The organism is Effusibacillus sp. SKA8 (assembly GCF_058273125.1).
The window spans coordinates 166,711-183,961 of the sequence record NZ_JBZCSF010000001.1 but is presented as its reverse complement, the minus strand read 5'-3'; the positions used below and the strand labels follow the sequence as shown (position 1 = coordinate 183,961).

The window sequence follows — 17,251 nt, the reverse complement described above, 5'->3', positions numbered from 1 at the left end:
CACCCGCTCCTTCCCGGAGTCGGGATCGGTAGGCAACCGCAGCTTCAGCTTTTGTGCCGCCTGTTCCGCAATCCCAACTCGTCCAGTTCCGCTTGTTCCCGTTTCGACATTTCCCGGTTGAGGATCTCCAACCGTTTCTGCTGCAGGCGTTTCCAGGTTTCCTCGTCCTGTTGGCGCTTCACCAATGCTTCTTGACAAGCCGTCACCGCTTTCGACAATTGGTGACAAGCGGTTAGTTGCTCTTGAATCCGCTGCCGTTGGTTTTCATGCCACTCCGTCCAACTGCGCAGCTCCGCCACGGACAAACCGGACGACTGCCTGTGCTGGAGATCCGCTAGCGACAGTTCAAACTCCCTTTGCATGTGGAGCAAAGTCGACTCGGCAGCCTGCCGTTTCTGCACCGCGTCGACAAACGACCATTCCGCCTGTTTCGCCAAGGTTTCCTTAATGGAACAAATCTTTTTTATCGAACGCAAGGGAAGGCTCATACCTCAATTCCTCCAAACACCTGTACCAATTCGGAAACGGTGGATTCATAATCCGATTTTTCGTGAACCGCCTGCATGACAAACCGGTTCATCAGATCGTGGTATTGGATCGCCAGATCGATCACACGGTTGGAGCCCGCCTGATAGGCTCCGATGTGGATCAGGTCCTCCGCTTCCCTGTATGCCGCCGTCAATTTCTTAAAAACGGCGGCCGCTTTCAAATGGTCAGGCGCTGCCAAGTCGTTCATCACCCGGCTGACGCTGGCCAATACGTCAATCGCGGGAAAATGGCCTTTGTTGGCCAATTGGCGGGACAACACGATATGTCCGTCCAGAATGCCGCGAACGGCATCCGCTATAGGATCGTTCAAATCGTCTCCGTCAACGAGTACCGTGTAAAAACCGGTAATCGTTCCCACAGGTCCCGTTCCGGCACGCTCCAGAAGTTTTGGCAGCACCGCAAACACGGACGGGGTGTATCCCTTTGTCGCCGGCGGTTCACCGACCGCCAAGCCCACTTCCCTTTGCGCCATCGCAAAACGGGTCACCGAATCCATCATCAAGTTGACATGCAACCCTTGGTCGCGAAAATATTCGGCGATCGTCGTGGCGACAAACGCCCCTTTGATGCGAACCAGAGCCGGCTGATCGGAAGTGGCGACCACGAGAACCGACCGCGCCAATCCCGCCTCTCCAAGATCCTTTTCGATAAATTCGCGGACTTCCCTGCCGCGCTCGCCGATCAAGGCGATAACGTTCACGTCCGCCGACGTGTTGCGGGCGATCATGCCGAGCAGGGTGCTTTTTCCGACTCCGCTTCCCGCAAAAACGCCGATCCGCTGTCCCCTGCCAACGCTGAGCAGGCTGTCGATGCATTTGACGCCGACGCTTAACGGCGAACGGATCGTGGGACGAACCAAGGGATTGGGCGGCTGGTTGTCGGTTGGCTTTTCTTCCATCGGCGGCAGGGGGCCCAAATCGTCCAGCGGTTGTCCCACGCCGTTGAGAATTCTGCCGAGCAGCGGTTTGCCGACAGAAACCTGCAGGGCTTTCCCGGTGCCGCGCACTTCACTGCCGGGCGCGATCGCCCCAACGTCGTCAAGGGGCATTAAAAGAACCCTGTCTTCGCGAAACCCGACCACTTCCGCCATGCAGGGCGATTTGCGGTTGACGGGATAAATCCAGCAGATATCCCCGACTTTTGCAGCCGGTCCATGGGATTCGAGGGTCAACCCGATGACCTGCGTCACCCGGCCGAGATGGACAAACCGGCCGGTCCGATGGACGACATCCAGATAGGTATCCAATGGAAAGGGTCTCATTGCAGCAGGGTTGCCGCCGTTTCCAACAACGCCTGTTTCACCTCGTTCAACTGCGTCTCGATCCGGGCGTCGACCGCTCCTTGCGGAGTCCGCAGGACACAGCCGCCTTTTTCGATGGTGGAGTCCGCCACAAATTGAAGTTCGAGTTTTACCGCATATTGGGCAGCCAATTCGTCTTTCAAATTCAGCAGTGCCGGAACGTCTTCTGGATTGGCATAGATTTCGACCCGCGATCGGTCCACCAATTCAGCCAGTGCGTTTTTGACGGTATTTGCAATCCAAGCGGAATCGACTGCCAGTTCCTGACCGATAATCCGCCGCGCAATCGCGCAGGAGAGTTCGAGCAGCTGCTGTTCGGACTGCAGGAGATAGGTTTTTCTCTCCACCTCGAGTTGGCGAATCGTCGCAAGAGCCTGATCAATCATTTGCCGGTACAGATCCCGACCTGCCGCTTCCCCCTCTTCAAAGCCGATTCGGTAACCGTGATGGCGGGCCTCTTCCGTCACTTGTGCAACCCGCCCTTCCGCCTCCGCAACCATCGCAGCCGCCTGCCTTGCCGCATCTTCCAGCAAAGCTTCCGCTTCCCGACGGGCTTCCGCCAACATCCGCTCCGCTTCTTCCCTGGCTCGTTCAAGGATTTCGCCGGGAGGGACTGCCGCGTTTTGCTGCTCGCCGTTTGCATCACCACCCGGATTGCCGGCACCTTGGAGCGGAGCCGCATACGTTACAACCGGCACCGTGTGTAAGGTTCGTCGCCCGGCAACCGTCGCAAAAGGGGACTTTATGATCTTAGACAACGATGTCGTCGCCTCCTCCACGTGCGATCACGATTTCTCCGCTTTCTTCCAACCTTCTGATCACGCCGACGATCCGCTGTTGCGCTTCCTCCACGTCACGCAGCCGGACGGGTCCCATATATTCCATATCCTGCTTGAAGGTCTCGGCCATTCGTTTCGACATGTTTCTGAAAATGAGCTCCTGCACTTCTTCGCTGGCCACCTTGAGCGCCAACTGCAAATCGGAAGTTTCCACGTCGCGGATGACTCTCTGAATCGAACGGTTGTCGAGCAGAACAATATCTTCGAACACAAACATCCGTTTCTTGATTTCGTCGGCCAACTCCGGATCCTGCAGTTCCAAGGCTTCCAGGATCGTCTTCTCGGTGGAGCGGTCGACGCCGTTCAACACCTGGACAATCGCGTCAATGCCGCCGCCCGCCGAGAAATCATGGACGGTCATCTGCGAAAGTTTCGACTCGAGGACCCGCTCCACTTCGCTGACAACTTCCGGCGACGTTCTGTCCATCAACGCGATGCGGCGGGCTATGTCAGCCCGTGACTCCTGGGGCAAGGAGGACAGAATCATCCCCGCCTGAGCCGGCTCCAGATAGGACAAAACAAGGGCAATGGTCTGCGGATGCTCGTTCTGAATAAAGTTGAGGATCTGGTTGGGGTCGGCCTTGCGTGCGAACTCAAACGGCCTTACCTGCAAAGAGGCGGTCAGCCGGTTGATAATATCGATCGCCTTTTGGCTTCCCAACGCCTTTTCCAACACTTCCTTGGCGTATTCGATACCGCCGGTGGAAATGTATTCCTGCGCCACACAGATCTGGTGAAATTCCTCCAGCACTTCTTCTCTTTGCGCATAATCGATTTTTCGGACGTTGGCGATCTCAAGCGTTAACTGTTCAATCTCGTCATCGCGCAGGTGTTTGAAAACCTTCGCCGAAATTTCCGGCCCCAACGCGATGAGCAAAACAGCCGCTTTCTGGCGACCGGACAACTTCTGATGCGTACGCGCCACGTCAGGTCACTCCTAATCTTCTGCAAGCCAGGTTCGCAGCAAATTTGCAAACTCTTCCGGTTTCTGGTTGATCATCTTCTCAAGCTGTTTTTTGATCTGGCTCTGGGATGTTTCTTCCGGAATCGGCGTCAGGGTGACAACCGGAACCGGTTTGATCTCTTCTTCCTGTTCTTCTTCGCCTTTGCGTCTGCGTGCGATTGCATACGCTCCGCCGCCGAGCAGCAGGAGCCCCGCCGCAATCCCTCCGATAACCCAGGGATTTTCATACCACGCGGCTTTTTCAAAGGGGTTGGGCGGCGTTTGGAATGTGCTTCCCATAACCGTTATATCAGCGTTGTTTTGTCCGTCATTTTTGTAACCGATCGCCGTTGCGACCAGATTTTGAATATCCTGTTTCTGTTGAGCGCTGACTTGCCCGTTGACCAGAACGGAAACCGATACTTTGTTGATTTTGAAAGCCTGCCCGACCGTCTGGATGATCGCTTTATTGAGTTCGTAATTGGTGGTCTGGGAACGTTTTTCGCCGTTGCTGGTCGTACCGGAGGCGGTTTTGGTCTGGGCGTTCACATTGTTTGTGCCATTTCCCGCCACACCACCGATTGACGCCGCGTTCTCGAACGTTTCGCTCGTCTTTTGTTCGGAACGGACCATTCCCTGGTCGCTGCCCTGAATCGGTGGCGAATACTGTTCATCCGTCCGCTGCACCTGATCAAAGGAAACCTCCGGGTTTACGATCACTTCCACATTGCCGTATCCGTACATTTTCTCGAGAGCGCCGCGGATCTTTTTCTCGTAGTCCTGCTGAATCAGCTTGCGGACCTCAAGTTCTTTCGCCGCTGCCGGCCCAAGCCCTTTGCTTCCGGCAACCTGGCCGTCATCCAAAAGCTGCATGCCGTTTTGGTCAACAATCGCAATGTTTTCCGGCTTCAAACCCTTGACCGAACCGGCGACCAGCCGTTGGATGCCAATTACCTGCTCTTGTTCCAGCTTGGCGCCCGGAGCCATTTTTACAAACACGGATGCCTTGGCGTCCTGCAGGTTATCCCGAACGAACAATCTCTGTTCCGGCATGACAATATGCACCCTTGCATCCTCTATTCCCTTAATTGAACGGATCGTGTTGGCGATGCTTCCCTGCAAGGCGGTCAGGTATTTGACATCGAATTCCTTTTCCGTCATGCCACCGATGCTTCTATCATTAAAGATCCCGAAATCAATGTTGCCCGACTTCGGGAGGTTGTTCATCGCCAGTTGCACACGAGCTCTGTCGGCGTATTCTTCCGGCACCAACACGGTTGTTCCCTGGATTTTGTTCGGTATCTTCATCTCGTCTAACTTAGCGACGATTTCACCCGCCGCGCCCGCTTCAAGATTCGAATAAACCGCTACATAGTTAGGGCGAAACGCGAACCAACTGAGAAGCGCAACGGTGACGATAAATACGCCGCCAGCAATCAAAAGATTCCGCCGCTGGTGAGGCTGCAACTGTTTCCAGAATCCAGATATGCGTTCCACAATTTCACGAATCCGTTGGTTCACACTGTCACCTCATAACCCGCTGTTTAGGCACGTCCGCTGCCACGATCACATTTGCATCCGCATAATTTCCTGGTATGCCTCAATCGCTTTGTTCCGCACCTGTACCGTTAACTGAATGGCAAGCGACGCTTTTTCGCCGGCAATCATCACCGTATGGAGATCCGCCCCGGCCCCCGCCGCCAATTGCTGGCCCATTTTTGCCGACTCAATTTCCATGTCGGCCACCTTGTTCAGCGCCTCTTCCAGCATCGCAGAAAAGGAGGGGCCGGCAGACGGCGCTTTCGGAGACACCGTTTCGGAAGCGGAAACGGGCGACAGATTCGATACGCGATCAATCATCGTTTATCCTCCTATTTTCCGATCTCAAGCGCCTTCAACGCGATTCCTTTCGCGGCGTTGACGGCTGTTACGTTGGCTTCGTACGCTCGCGATGCGGATATCATATCCACCATTTCCGTCGTAATGTCCACATTCGGCATTCTCACATAGCCGTACATCGGGTCCGCCGGATCCTTAATCGCATCAGGGTGTTTGGGATCGTAGACCAGTTTGAACGGCGTTTCCTCGTCTTTTTCAACTGCGGAAACCTGCACCCCTTCCCCGGGCGCCTCCAGTTGCTGCCGAAACACGGAAGCAAACGTTCCTTCCCGTTGAATCGGCTTAAAAATCACCCGCTGCCGCTGATAGGGGAGATAGACCCCCGGACGATCCGGATCCTGCACCTGCGAACGGGTGGACTGCGCGTTGGCGATGTTGTTGGCGATCACATCCATCCTTAGCCGTTGAGCGGTAAGCCCCGTAGCGCTTATGTTAATCCCGTCAAACAACCCCATGTTTAACGGCCTCCTTGAATCGCCGCGCGAAGTTTGGCGATGTGTCCGTTTAATTGTTGAACCAATGCGTTGTATTTGAGTTGATTGACCGCAAGCTGGGTCATTTCGGAATCGATGTCGACGTTGTTCCCGTTGTTGTTGACGGCTGTCGATTCCTCGACGATAATTTGCGGCTGAATCCGGTTAAAGGGTTGCGTCCCGATCGGAATATGACGCGGATGTGTCGTCGTCCCGGGAATGGAACCGGAATTGTCGTTGAGGTACGCTTGCAAAGCGGACTCAAAGGAAATGTCACTGCGTTTGAAATTCGGGGTATCCAGATTGGCGATATTATTGGCCAACACTTTTTGCCGCAGACTTGCCGCATCTAGCGCCCGCTCGTAAATCTGCATCGATTTCGTATCAAAAAAACTCACCGAAATCTCCCTCCAACGAGGATTTTGTCCTTAATATTTCTACTTCGTCAGGATCAAGCAGAATCCTGCAAGCTTCGCCAACAATCGATAAAAACATAAATGATTGAACCGCCAAACACCACTATACAAATACAACTATAATTTGTTTATTGTTATTTTAATATAGGTCTATCGTCATAATTCCTGCCCAATCTTCGAAAAACAAAAATAAAAAAACACCCTTCAAACAACATCAGGGTGTCTGTTGCCAAGCTTTACATATTTTACAAAATATACTGGCTCATGTCGCGGTTTTTTACGATATCCGCCAATTTTTCTTCCACATAAGCCGGGGTGATCACAATTTTTTGCGGACCGATGTCGGCGGCTTCGAAGGACAGGTCTTCCAAAAGTTTTTCCAACAAAGTGTGCAGACGGCGGGCGCCGATGTTTTCCGTTTGCTGGTTGACGACGGTGGCAAGTTCGGCGATTTTTTGGATCGCCTCATTCGTGAACTCAACCTCAATCCCTTCCGTTTTCAGCAAGGCGGTGTACTGTTTGGTCAACGCGTTCTGGGGCTCCGTCAGAATCTGGCGAAAATCCTCCGCCGTCAAGCTTTGCAGTTCGACCCGAATCGGAAACCGCCCCTGCAATTCCGGGATCAGATCGGACGGTTTCGAGATATGGAACGCCCCCGCCCCGATAAACAAAATGTGATCCGTTTTGACCGGACCGTATTTGGTCATTACCGTCGAACCTTCCACAATCGGCAGAATGTCCCGCTGCACGCCTTCCCGGGACACATCGGGTCCACGGTGGTCTTTTCCGGCAATCTTGTCGATCTCATCGATAAAAATAATCCCGGATTGCTCGGCGCGGCTCACCGCTTCTTGCGTGACCTCGTCCATGTCGATCAGCTTTTGCGCCTCTTCCTGAATCAAAATCTTTCTGGCATCCTTGATGGGAAGCTTACGCTTTTTCCGGCGCTTGGGCATAAGATTTCCGAGCATCTCCTGCATGTTCATGCCAATCTCGTTGTTGCCTCCGCCGCCGAACAGATCAAACATGATCGGCGCGGAATCCTCCACGTCGATCTCGACGATCGTCTCTTCCAGATCTCCGCGTGCAAGCGCAGCCCGGATGTCCTTGCGGCGCATCCGGATATATTCCGGTTCGGCCGACGGTTCCTGCTGCTGTTGGGCAGAACCCTGAAACAGCAGTTCAAAGGGATTTTTAAACTGTTTTTCCCTGGCCGGATCGGGCACCAGTATGTGCACCAGCCGTTCTTCCGCCAACTGACGGGCGCGGTCTTCGACGTGAGCCATTTTTTCCTCTTTCACCATGCGGATCGCCGTCTCCACCAGATCCCGCACCATCGCTTCCACATCGCGCCCCACATACCCGACTTCGGTAAACTTGGTGGCCTCCACTTTCACAAACGGAGCCCCCACCAATTTGGCGAGCCGCCTGGCGATCTCAGTCTTCCCGACACCGGTGGGACCGATCAGCAAAATGTTTTTCGGCGTCACTTCGTCACGCAGCTCTTCCGGCAGAAGACTGCGACGGTACCGGTTCCGCAGTGCGACTGCCACCATTTTTTTCGCCTGCTTTTGACCGACGATATATTTGTCCAATTCAGCCACGATCTGTTTCGGAGTCAGATTCCCCTTCATTCCGCCGCCCCCTTTACTCGATCTCTTCCACGATGATGTTGGAGTTGGTATACACGCAGATCTCCGCCGCGATTTTCAACGCTTCGTTCGCGATTTCCCTCGCCGACAAAGCGGAATGCCGCACCAGGGCGCGGCCGGCCGCCAACGCGAACGACCCGCCCGATCCAATCGCCAAAATGCCGTCGTCCGGTTCGATCACTTCCCCGTTGCCCGAGATCAAAAGCAGATGATCTTTGTTCATGACGACCAGCATCGCTTCCAATTTGTGAAGGATTTTGTCGGAACGCCATTCCTTCGCCAGTTCAACGGCCGCCCGCTGCAGATTGCCATGATATTCCTCGAGCTTCGCTTCAAATTTTTCGTAAAGCGTGAATGCGTCCGCAACCGAACCGGCAAAACCGGCCACCACTTCTCCCCGGTACAGCCGGCGGACTTTCTTCGCTTTGTTTTTCATGACCATGCTGTTGCCAAACGTAACTTGTCCGTCCCCGGCCATGGCCGATTTTCCGTTGTGCCGGACGGCGAATATCGTCGTCCCATGAAAACCGTTGTTCATACTGGCTCCTCCTTGTCTCACACCCGCTTCTTCAACCGGCCCGCTTCACTTTGATGGGACACTCTATGCTCTTGGGTGTGCATTCATATATACGCGCAACAGTTTCTCTTTAGTCGTGTGCGTATAAATTTGTGTGCTAGACAGGCTCACATGCCCCAGCAATTCCTGCACGACGCGCAGATCGGCTCCCTCATCCAGCATGTGCGTGGCAAAGGTGTGCCGCAAATTGTGCGGGGATACGGAGAGTTGCCCGGCCACCTGTTTGATGTATTTGTCCACGATTCGTCTGACCGATCTGACCGATAAGGGTTCGCCCCGGTAATTCAAAAAAAGGGTTTCCTGCCCGGGACTCGTTCCCTTTGGCTGCAGCAACAGCGGCCTGCCTCGCTCGAGGTACAACCGAATTGCTTCGCACGCCTTCCGGCCGAGAAGAACGATCCGCTCCTTCGCTCCCTTTCCGAACACACGTGCCATTCCCATTTCCAAATCGACATCCTGGAGCGTCATTCCCACACATTCACTGACGCGAATGCCGGTCGCATACAACGTCTCCAGAATCGCCCGGTCCCGCATTCCGAGCGGACCGTCAAGCGGCGGCGCTTCCACCAGCTTTTTCGCTTCTTCAATGTAAAGAAATTTCGGCGCCCGCTTTTCCAGCTTCGGTGTGGAAACGGACTTTGCCGGATTGGTTTCGACAATTTCTTCCCGCACGAGGAACTCGTACAAAGACCGCAGGCAGGACACCTTTCGCGCCAAAGTTTTGCGGGCCGCTTTCGCCCTATACAAACGCGACAAAAACGTCCGAATCGTGACATGCGTCACGTCTCCGAACGTTTCAATCCCTTCTTCCGCCAAAAAACCGCAAAATTGTTCGAGATCGCTTTGGTACGAATCGATCGTATGCGGCGAAGCGTTCTTTTCGACGCGCAGATATTCGAGAAAAAGATCGACCGCTTGTTGGTTGTTCACAAACTCACCTTCCAAACCGCTTTCCCCGTCCATATCCCAATCGTAGCACAGCCGGCAAAGCGGGGCAAGAAAGGGCATTGCTTCCCGTCACTTTCAGGATGCGGCTTTCCATCGCCGCTCCGGGGTCGCTCCCCACTTCACCTGCCGGACATCCCGGCGATGAAACCGGACAGAACGGCCAGCGCCCGCTCGGAGATCCTTTCGTTTTTCAAACGCTTGTCCCGAATGTTCCCGGCAAGCGGCGGCAGCAGTCCGAATGTCGCGTTCATCGGCTGAAAATTGTCCGGTGCGGCGTGCGTGATATAATAGGCAAGCGATCCGATCGCCGTTTCCCGCGGAAACACCAGCGGCTGCAGCCCCTGCGCCAGCCGGCCGGCGTTGATGCCCGCAATCAAACCGGAGGCGGCCGATTCCACGTAGCCTTCCACTCCGGTGATCTGGCCGGCGAAAAACAGCGTGTCCCGCTTCTTGAATTGATACGTTTGCCGCAAAACTTTCGGCGAGTTGATATACGTGTTGCGGTGCATCACGCCAAATCTTGCAAATTCGGCGTTTTCAAGGCCCGGTATCATCCGAAACACGCGGGTCTGCTCTCCCCATTTCAGGTGGGTTTGAAAACCGACAATGTTGTATAACGTGGCGGCCGCGTTATCCTGGCGCAATTGCACAACAGCAAACGGAATTTTTCCGGTCCTCGGGTCAGGCAGCCCGACCGGTTTCAGCGGGCCGAACAGCATCGTCTGCCGCCCGCGTCTGGCCATGACCTCGATCGGCATGCACCCTTCGAAATAGATCTCTCTTTCAAACTCTTTCAGCGGAGCCGTCTCCGCCCCGATCAACGCTTCATAAAAGCGGTCGAATTCTTCCTCCGTCATCGGGCAATTGATGTAAGCCGCTTCCCCTTTGTCATACCGGGAGGCGAGGTAAACTTTCTCAAAATCGATCGAGTCTTTATGCACAATCGGTGCCGCCGCGTCATAAAAATACAGATAATCTTCCCCGGTCAACCGCCCGATGGACCGGGACAGCGGCAGTGAAGTCAACGGCCCCGTCGCCACCACCACAATTCCGTCTTCCGGCACTTCCGGAATCTCTTCCCGCACCACCTCAATCAAAGGATGGCTGGTCAACCGCTCGGTAACCTCGCGGGAAAACGATTCCCGGTCGACGGCCAGCGCTCCCCCCGCCGGAACCGCCGTCTTGTCCGCAGCCGCCAAAATGACCGAATCCAGTCTTCTCATCTCTTCCTTTAACAGGCCGACCGCATTGGCAAGACTGGCTCCCCGCAGGGAATTCGAACAAACCAGTTCCGCAAAATTTCCGGAGATATGAGCGGCGGTCCTGACTTTTGGGCGCATCTCAAACAAGCGCACCTTCACGCCTTGTCGCGCGATCTGCCAGGCCGCTTCCGAACCCGCCAAACCCGCTCCGACCACTGTGACAGAGTCTGCCATGCAAATCCAATCCTCCCGTACCTCCAGGTGAAGCATCCGCCAGGTCAAGCTTCGCCCGCTTCCCTTTTAACCGCGGGAGAAGGCGTTTCCTGATGGGCGCATTCCGGGTTGGAGCAGACCCACGTTTCCTTTCCTTCCCCCTTGCCGGCCCGCTTGCTGACAAGCGGCATTCCGCATTCCGGGCAGGCTTTCCCGACCGGGCGGTCCCATAAGATAAAATCGCATTTCGGGTAATTGTTGCATCCGTAAAACACGCGGCGCCTTTTGCCGTGGCGTTCCACCAGCCGGCCGTCCTTGCATTTCGGACAGGCGACCCCGACTTCCTTCAAGATCGGCTTGGCGTTCCGGCATTCCGGGAATCCCGGACAAGCGAGAAATTTCCCGAACCGCCCATGCTTGTAAACCATCATGCGGCCGCATTTTTCGCATGCGACATCGGACACTTCGTCCTGCAGGGCGACATGCTTCATCTCCTCCTCGGCCACTTTCAGGTCTTTCTCAAAATCCCTGTAAAAATCATCCAGCATCTTCACCCAGTCGACCTGCCCCTCTTCGACACCATCCAAGCTCTCTTCCAGGTGGGCTGTAAACTCCACATCGATGATTTGGGGGAAGAATTCTTTCATCATCGCTACGACGATTTCGCCGAGTTCCGTCGGCACAAACCGCTTGTCTTCCAGCAGCACGTACCCCCTTTTTTGGATGGTCTCCAACGTGGGAGCATAGGTGCTGGGGCGCCCGATCCCCAGTTCTTCCATCGTTTTGACCAGGCGAGCCTCCGTGTAGCGCGGCGGCGGCTGGGTGAAATGCTGCTTCGGGTCGAGCTTCGGCTCCCGCAGTTTTTGCCCTTCCTCAAGCGGCGGGAGGAACTTGTCGTCCTCCTCTTTCCCCTCATCGTTCCCTTCAATGTATAAGGTCATGAACCCGGGGAACTTCACCTTCGAGCCGGTCGCCCGGAACACCGCGTCGCCCGCCTGAATGTCGACGGTCATCGTGTCAAGGACAGCCGGAGCCATCTGCGAGGCGACGAAGCGCTCCCAGATCAGCCGGTACAGGCGAAGCTGGTCGCGGGTCAACCAGTCTTTCAGCTTATCCGGATGCAGGTTGACCGAGGTGGGGCGAATCGCTTCGTGGGCGTCCTGCGCCCCTTCTTTTGCCGTATACTGGCGTACGCTGGCCGGGTAATAGCTGTCGCCGTATTCCCGCAGGATGAATTCTTTCGCTTCCGCCTGCGCCGTGGGCGATACGCGGGTTGAGTCGGTTCGCATATAAGTGATCAGACCGACCGTTCCTTCCGCTCCGACATCAATCCCTTCATACAATTGCTGGGCGATGGACATCGTTTTCCCCGCGCGGAAATTCAGTTTCCTGGCCGCTTCCTGCTGCAGCGTGCTGGTGATAAACGGCGGCGCGGGATTCCGTTTCCGCTCGCTTTTCTTGACTTCAACGATTTCATACTCGGCGCCGCGCAGGTGCTCCAACAGCCGCTTCACTTCCTGCTCGTTGCGAAGCTCCGCCTTTTCGAGCTGCTTTCCCTTGCGGTAGCCGTGGAACTTCGCTTCAAACTTCTGCTTTTCTTGCTGAAAAACAGCCGTCACAGTCCAGTACTCTTCCGGTTTAAAATTGCGGATCTCATTTTCCCGGTCCACGATCAGACGAACCGCAACCGATTGCACCCGTCCGGCGGACAGCCCCTTTTTCACCTTTTTCCACAAAAGGGGAGAGATCTGATACCCGACAAGCCGGTCGAGAATTCGCCTCGCCTGCTGGGCGTTGACCAGATCCATGTTGATTTTTCGCGGATGCTGGAAGGATTCCCTGATCGCATCCTTTGTAATCTCGTTAAAAACGACACGGCACGCCTGGGACGGATCAATCTCCAAAATGTTGGCCAGATGCCAGGCGATCGCTTCCCCCTCCCGGTCGGGGTCGGCCGCCAGGTAGACGGCTTTCACTTTTTTGCTTTGTTCACGCAACTCCTTCAAAATATCGCCCTTGCCACGAATCGTGATATATTTGGGCGAAAAACGGTCTTTAATGTCGACTCCCAACTGGCTTTTCGGCAAATCGCGCACATGTCCCATCGAAGCTTTCACAATATATTTTTTACCGAGATATTTCCCGATGGTTTTGGCTTTTGCGGGAGACTCCACAATCACAAGATAGTCGGCCATTTCGGTCTCCTCCTTTCGCAGTGTGACTGGCCCGCCGGCAGCGGCTGTGCGTCCTGCTCGCCCGTCCGCCGCATGACCGCGGCGCGATGCGGACGGAGAGAAAGAAGCGGCTGGAAATACGTATATGGCTTGAAAGATAGTGTATGGTGTGAAAATAAGTATATGTAACTTTTTCCGTCTTTTGTCATGTTTCTTATACTAAACCGCCTGCATGTTTATTGTCAAACATCCCATCTCATATACATCTGTCCCGGCATCTGTTTGACAAGCCCCTTCAGTTCCATCTCAAGGAGGACCCGGTGGAGTTCCCCGCGCGGCAATTGACTGATTCGCAGCAGTTGGTCCATATGCACACTCCCGTAACCGATGATCTCCAGCAGCCGTTTTTCACAGTCGGTCAGGTGAGTTTGTTGGAATGACGCATGACCGTCAGGATTTGTTCGCCACTCCGGATATTCCTCCCAAATGTCGTCGACACGGGTGACCATTGTGGCGCCCTGACGAATCAGCTCGTTGGTTCCCTGGCTGAGCGGAGATGTGATCGGTCCGGGTACGGCAAACACATCGCGGTTTTGTTCGAGGGCAAGGTCAGCCGTGATCAGGGAGCCGCTTTTGCGTGCCGCTTCCACAACAAGCACTCCCCGGGAAATTCCTGAAATGATACGGTTTCGAACCGGGAACATGCCGGGGTGAGCGTCGGTCAGGGGATGAAATTCGGAGATCAATAGACCCTGCCGGCTGATGCGGTTTGCAAGGCTTCGGTTTTGCGGCGGATAGACCCGCAAAATGCCGCCCGCCAACACGGCGATCGTGCGCCCGCCGGCGTGCAGGGCGGCTTCATGGGCAGTTGTGTCGATCCCCTTTGCCAAACCAGACACAATCGTCACTCCGCCCGCAGCCAGTTCCGCGCACAGCTTTTTTGTCACCAGTACTCCGTAATGGGTGGGGTTGCGGGAGCCGACGACGCTGATCGCTTTCGCATCGGCGGGGGAAAACCGGCCTTGCGCGTAAAGGATGAGCGGAGGATCGTAAATTTGCAGCAATGCCTGGGGATATTCGGGATCGTTTGGGTCGAGCGCTCGGATCTCATGTCGCTTGAGCAGAGCGGCTTGTTCTTCAAACGAATACGTTTGCCTGGAAATCAGAATCTCCTGCACAATCTTGTTCGGGATGAAAGGCGTTTGCAACAATTCCGTCTCGGAAGCTTCCCAAACCGCTTGGGCGCTTCCGAACTGTTCAAGCAGTTGCCTGCAGCGTGCGGCTCCGATTCCCGGAACGCTCATCAACCATTGAACGTATTCTTTTTCGGCACGCACTCGCACACACCTCGGTCGAATATTTTTGGGGTCCCGGCAAAGTACTTAAAGCACTCGGAAAGTACTCGGAGAAGTTTCAAAGCTTTTCGTCGCTTTGCCGGGAAAAATTTAAGGGAGACTTGGCAGTCTCCCCCGCGGTGCTGTTTATTTCTTCGTGATGACTTGTTCGAGCATGCCTTTCTCTTGCAAAAGTTCGACAAGAGTCGACCCCATCTCGGAAGGTGTCGGCGCGACGCGGATGCCGCATTCTTTCATTTTAGCAATCTTTTCCGCCGCAGTTCCTTTTCCTCCGGAGATGATGGCGCCCGCGTGGCCCATCCGTTTTCCGGGCGGCGCAGTTACGCCGGCGATAAAGCCGACAACCGGTTTTTTCATGTTCGCCTTGATCCATTCGGCCGCTTCCTCTTCAGCGGTTCCGCCGATCTCGCCGATCATGATCAGGGCGTCGGTATCCGGGTCGTCGTTGAACATTTCGAGAACATCGATAAATTCGGTCCCCTTCACCGGGTCGCCGCCGATTCCGACGACGGTGGACTGACCGATACCGCGGTTGGACAGTTGGAAAGCGGCTTCGTATGTGAGGGTTCCCGAACGGGATACGACTCCCACCCGTCCCGGCGTATGGATGTATCCGGGCATGATCCCGATTTTGCATTCACCCGGTGTAATGACACCCGGGCAGTTCGGACCGATCAAACGCGTGCGTTTTCCTTCCATGAAACGTTTAACCTTTACCATGTCCAACACGGGAATGCCTTCGGTGATACAGATCACAAGATCGAGGTCCGCATCGACCGCTTCCATAATCGCGTCTGCCGCAAATGCCGGCGGGACATAGATGACGGATGCGTTTGCGCCCGTTTTTTCCTTCGCTTCAGCAACCGTATCGAAAACGGGAATGGATACGACTTTGCCGCTGTCAAGCGTAATATCCACGTTCGTGCCGCCTTTGCCCGGGGTTACCCCGCCGACCATTTGCGTGCCGTATTCAATCGCCTGCCGGGTATGGAACAAACCGGTGGCACCCGTGATCCCCTGCGTGATGACTTTTGTATCTTTATTGATCAAAATGCTCATTGCGATTTCCCTCCGTCCCCGAATTATTTCACGAGACCAACAATCTTCTCCGCAGCATCGGCAAGAGAGTCGGCCGCCACGATGTTAAGTCCAGATTCGTTCAATTTCTTCTTGCCAAGCTCGACGTTGGTTCCTTCCAGACGAACCACGAGCGGCTTGTCCAATCCGACTTCCTTCGCAGCCGCAATCACGCCGTCGGCGATCACGTCGCATTTCATGATGCCGCCGAAGATGTTGACCAGAATCCCTTTGACATTCGGGTCGGACAAAATGATTTTAAACGCCGCCGTCACTTTCTCGGTGGATGCGCCGCCTCCCACATCGAGGAAGTTGGCCGGCATGCCGCCATAATATTTGATCGTGTCCATCGTCGCCATCGCAAGTCCGGCGCCGTTCACCATGCAGCCGATGTTGCCGTCGAGCGCAATGTAGGACAGGTCGTACTTGGACGCTTCGATTTCCTTCGGGTCTTCTTCGTCCAGATCGCGCAGTTCCAGAATGTCTTTATGCCGGAACAGCGCGTTGGAATCAAAATTCAACTTCGCGTCAAGCGCCACCACCCTGCCGTCGCCCGTGACAACGAGCGGATTGATCTCCGCAATCGAGCAATCCTTGTCGACAAACGCCTGGTACAAGCCCATCATGAATTTGACCGCCTGGTTGACCAGTTCCCGCGGAATGTTGATGGCAAATGCCAGTTTCCGGGCCTGGAACGGTTGCAAACCAACCGCCGGATCGACGACTTCCTTAAAGATCTTCTCCGGGGTTTTCGCGGCGACTTCCTCAATCTCCGTACCGCCTTCCTCGGACGCCATCATCACGACGCGGCCGGTTGCGCGATCGACAACAACCCCCACGTAATACTCTTTCTTGATATCCGACAATTCTTCGATCAAAAGCCGCTTGACGACTTTGCCTTCGGGCCCCGTCTGGTGGGTCACCAGCGTCATCCCCAAAATTTGTTCCGCGTATATACGAACTTCATCAAGATTCTTGGCGACTTTTACGCCACCTGCTTTGCCGCGACCACCGGCGTGGATCTGCGCTTTGACGACAGCTTTTCCGCCAAGTTTTTCAGCGATGCGAACCGCTTCGTCAACCGAAAAAGCGACTTCGCCTTGCGGAACGGTCACCCCGTATTGCCTGAGCACCGCTTTTCCTTGATACTCGTGGATATTCATCTCCCTGCCTCCTACCAAAAAATAAAATCAAAACAAAGTTTGAATAGAATATGACAATCTTTTTCTAATTCAATACTATAACACACATTTCGGCCCTGAAAAAACAAAAATGTAAGCGAATACAAATTTTCCGACAAATGCGGCAAATTCCTCATTTATACTTCTGCTCGCTTTCGTACTTGATTTTTGCCTGACAGGCCGGACAGATGTAGACGTGCTTCTCCTTTGCCGCATGCATTTGCTCAACATCGCTGTCTTTGGCTTCCGTCCTGGCTCCGCACAAACTGCATCGAAGAACGTACTCCGACATGATTTTTCACCCTTTCTCTCGCATATGTACTCTCGCATACGCATAGTATTGACAGGCTCCCGGCATTCTTTTCAAAAAAGGGAATGTTATGTATATTCAATTTAGAACAATTCCAACGACAGAGGAGCTCACGTCGTATGACGGGCCATAGCCACCCTTCC

At 54.6% G+C, this 17,251-nt stretch carries 17 protein-coding genes; all 17 read right to left on the bottom strand.

The annotated features are described in order from the left end of the window. Positions 1-44 precede the first annotated feature (44 nt). The 17 genes from AC4ED1_RS00925 to AC4ED1_RS00845 all read right to left on the bottom strand — a co-directional run bounded on the left by AC4ED1_RS00925 (position 45) and on the right by AC4ED1_RS00845 (position 17,090). On the bottom strand, positions 45-488 hold the full coding sequence (locus AC4ED1_RS00925; protein ID WP_490935521.1) for a flagellar export protein FliJ: 444 nt from the start codon (positions 486-488) through the stop codon (positions 45-47). Next, complete coding sequence (gene fliI / locus AC4ED1_RS00920; protein WP_490935520.1) at positions 485-1,810, bottom strand: flagellar protein export ATPase FliI; 1,326 nt, start codon at positions 1,808-1,810, stop codon at positions 485-487. The genes AC4ED1_RS00925 and fliI overlap by 4 nt, the downstream gene beginning before the upstream one ends. Beyond that, positions 1,807-2,607, bottom strand: coding sequence for a FliH/SctL family protein (locus tag AC4ED1_RS00915; RefSeq protein ID WP_490935519.1), 801 nt, complete (start codon positions 2,605-2,607; stop codon positions 1,807-1,809). The genes fliI and AC4ED1_RS00915 overlap by 4 nt, the downstream gene beginning before the upstream one ends. Next, entirely contained in the window at positions 2,600-3,613 is a 1,014-nt protein-coding gene (gene fliG, locus AC4ED1_RS00910) for a flagellar motor switch protein FliG (protein WP_490935518.1), read from the bottom strand. Before fliG ends, AC4ED1_RS00915 begins: the two co-directional genes overlap by 8 nt. Positions 3,614-3,625: 12 nt before the next feature. Further along, positions 3,626-5,152: a flagellar basal-body MS-ring/collar protein FliF gene (gene fliF / locus AC4ED1_RS00905; RefSeq protein WP_490935517.1), complete on the bottom strand. Its 1,527-nt coding sequence runs from the start codon at positions 5,150-5,152 to the stop codon at positions 3,626-3,628. Positions 5,153-5,197: 45 nt separating this feature from the next. Continuing rightward, on the bottom strand, positions 5,198-5,491 hold the full coding sequence (gene fliE / locus AC4ED1_RS00900) for a flagellar hook-basal body complex protein FliE (RefSeq protein WP_490935516.1): 294 nt from the start codon (positions 5,489-5,491) through the stop codon (positions 5,198-5,200). A gap of 11 nt (positions 5,492-5,502) precedes the next feature. Further along, positions 5,503-5,985, bottom strand: coding sequence for a flagellar basal body rod protein FlgC (flgC, locus tag AC4ED1_RS00895; protein ID WP_490935515.1), 483 nt, complete (start codon positions 5,983-5,985; stop codon positions 5,503-5,505). Positions 5,986-5,987: 2 nt separating this feature from the next. Beyond that, positions 5,988-6,401 carry a flagellar basal body rod protein FlgB gene (gene flgB / locus AC4ED1_RS00890; protein WP_490935514.1) on the bottom strand — a complete coding sequence of 138 codons (414 nt, stop codon included), beginning with the start codon at positions 6,399-6,401 and terminating at the stop codon, positions 5,988-5,990. Between the two features lie 263 nt (positions 6,402-6,664). Continuing rightward, positions 6,665-8,053: an ATP-dependent protease ATPase subunit HslU gene (hslU, locus tag AC4ED1_RS00885; protein WP_490935513.1), complete on the bottom strand. Its 1,389-nt coding sequence runs from the start codon at positions 8,051-8,053 to the stop codon at positions 6,665-6,667. Positions 8,054-8,066: 13 nt separating this feature from the next. Continuing rightward, complete coding sequence (gene hslV / locus AC4ED1_RS00880; RefSeq protein ID WP_490935512.1) at positions 8,067-8,609, bottom strand: ATP-dependent protease subunit HslV; 543 nt, start codon at positions 8,607-8,609, stop codon at positions 8,067-8,069. 63 nt (positions 8,610-8,672) lie between these two features. Then, complete coding sequence (gene xerC / locus AC4ED1_RS00875) at positions 8,673-9,611, bottom strand: tyrosine recombinase XerC (protein ID WP_490935775.1); 939 nt, start codon at positions 9,609-9,611, stop codon at positions 8,673-8,675. A gap of 104 nt (positions 9,612-9,715) precedes the next feature. After that, positions 9,716-11,032 carry an FADH(2)-oxidizing methylenetetrahydrofolate--tRNA-(uracil(54)-C(5))-methyltransferase TrmFO gene (gene trmFO, locus AC4ED1_RS00870; protein ID WP_490935511.1) on the bottom strand — a complete coding sequence of 439 codons (1,317 nt, stop codon included), beginning with the start codon at positions 11,030-11,032 and terminating at the stop codon, positions 9,716-9,718. Between the two features lie 44 nt (positions 11,033-11,076). Continuing rightward, positions 11,077-13,206, bottom strand: coding sequence for a type I DNA topoisomerase (gene topA, locus AC4ED1_RS00865; protein WP_490935510.1), 2,130 nt, complete (start codon positions 13,204-13,206; stop codon positions 11,077-11,079). A gap of 221 nt (positions 13,207-13,427) precedes the next feature. After that, entirely contained in the window at positions 13,428-14,522 is a 1,095-nt protein-coding gene (dprA, locus tag AC4ED1_RS00860) for a DNA-processing protein DprA (protein WP_490935509.1), read from the bottom strand. A 144-nt stretch (positions 14,523-14,666) separates the two neighbouring features. Next, entirely contained in the window at positions 14,667-15,599 is a 933-nt protein-coding gene (gene sucD / locus AC4ED1_RS00855) for a succinate--CoA ligase subunit alpha (protein WP_490935508.1), read from the bottom strand. 23 nt (positions 15,600-15,622) lie between these two features. Then, a complete protein-coding gene (sucC, locus tag AC4ED1_RS00850; protein WP_490935507.1) occupies positions 15,623-16,780 on the bottom strand; it encodes an ADP-forming succinate--CoA ligase subunit beta in 1,158 nt (385 codons plus the stop codon). Positions 16,781-16,931: 151 nt separating this feature from the next. Continuing rightward, a complete protein-coding gene (locus AC4ED1_RS00845; protein ID WP_490935506.1) occupies positions 16,932-17,090 on the bottom strand; it encodes a hypothetical protein in 159 nt (52 codons plus the stop codon). Positions 17,091-17,251: the final 161 nt, after the last annotated feature.

Bases quoted from the DNA above. Each gene is read 5' to 3' on its own strand.
- AC4ED1_RS00925 (WP_490935521.1), bottom strand. From the start codon at position 488: ATGAGCCTTCCCTTGCGTTCGATAAAAAAGATTTGTTCCATTAAGGAA.
- fliI (WP_490935520.1), bottom strand. From the start codon at position 1,810: ATGAGACCCTTTCCATTGGATACCTATCTGGATGTCGTCCATCGGACC.
- fliE (WP_490935516.1), bottom strand. From the start codon at position 5,491: ATGATTGATCGCGTATCGAATCTGTCGCCCGTTTCCGCTTCCGAAACG.
- flgC (WP_490935515.1), bottom strand. From the start codon at position 5,985: ATGGGGTTGTTTGACGGGATTAACATAAGCGCTACGGGGCTTACCGCT.
- hslU (WP_490935513.1), bottom strand. From the start codon at position 8,053: ATGAAGGGGAATCTGACTCCGAAACAGATCGTGGCTGAATTGGACAAA.
- hslV (WP_490935512.1), bottom strand. From the start codon at position 8,609: ATGAACAACGGTTTTCATGGGACGACGATATTCGCCGTCCGGCACAAC.
- xerC (WP_490935775.1), bottom strand. From the start codon at position 9,611: ATGGACGGGGAAAGCGGTTTGGAAGGTGAGTTTGTGAACAACCAACAA.
- trmFO (WP_490935511.1), bottom strand. From the start codon at position 11,032: ATGGCAGACTCTGTCACAGTGGTCGGAGCGGGTTTGGCGGGTTCGGAA.
- topA (WP_490935510.1), bottom strand. From the start codon at position 13,206: ATGGCCGACTATCTTGTGATTGTGGAGTCTCCCGCAAAAGCCAAAACC.
- sucD (WP_490935508.1), bottom strand. From the start codon at position 15,599: ATGAGCATTTTGATCAATAAAGATACAAAAGTCATCACGCAGGGGATC.
- sucC (WP_490935507.1), bottom strand. From the start codon at position 16,780: ATGAATATCCACGAGTATCAAGGAAAAGCGGTGCTCAGGCAATACGGG.
- AC4ED1_RS00845 (WP_490935506.1), bottom strand. From the start codon at position 17,090: ATGTCGGAGTACGTTCTTCGATGCAGTTTGTGCGGAGCCAGGACGGAA.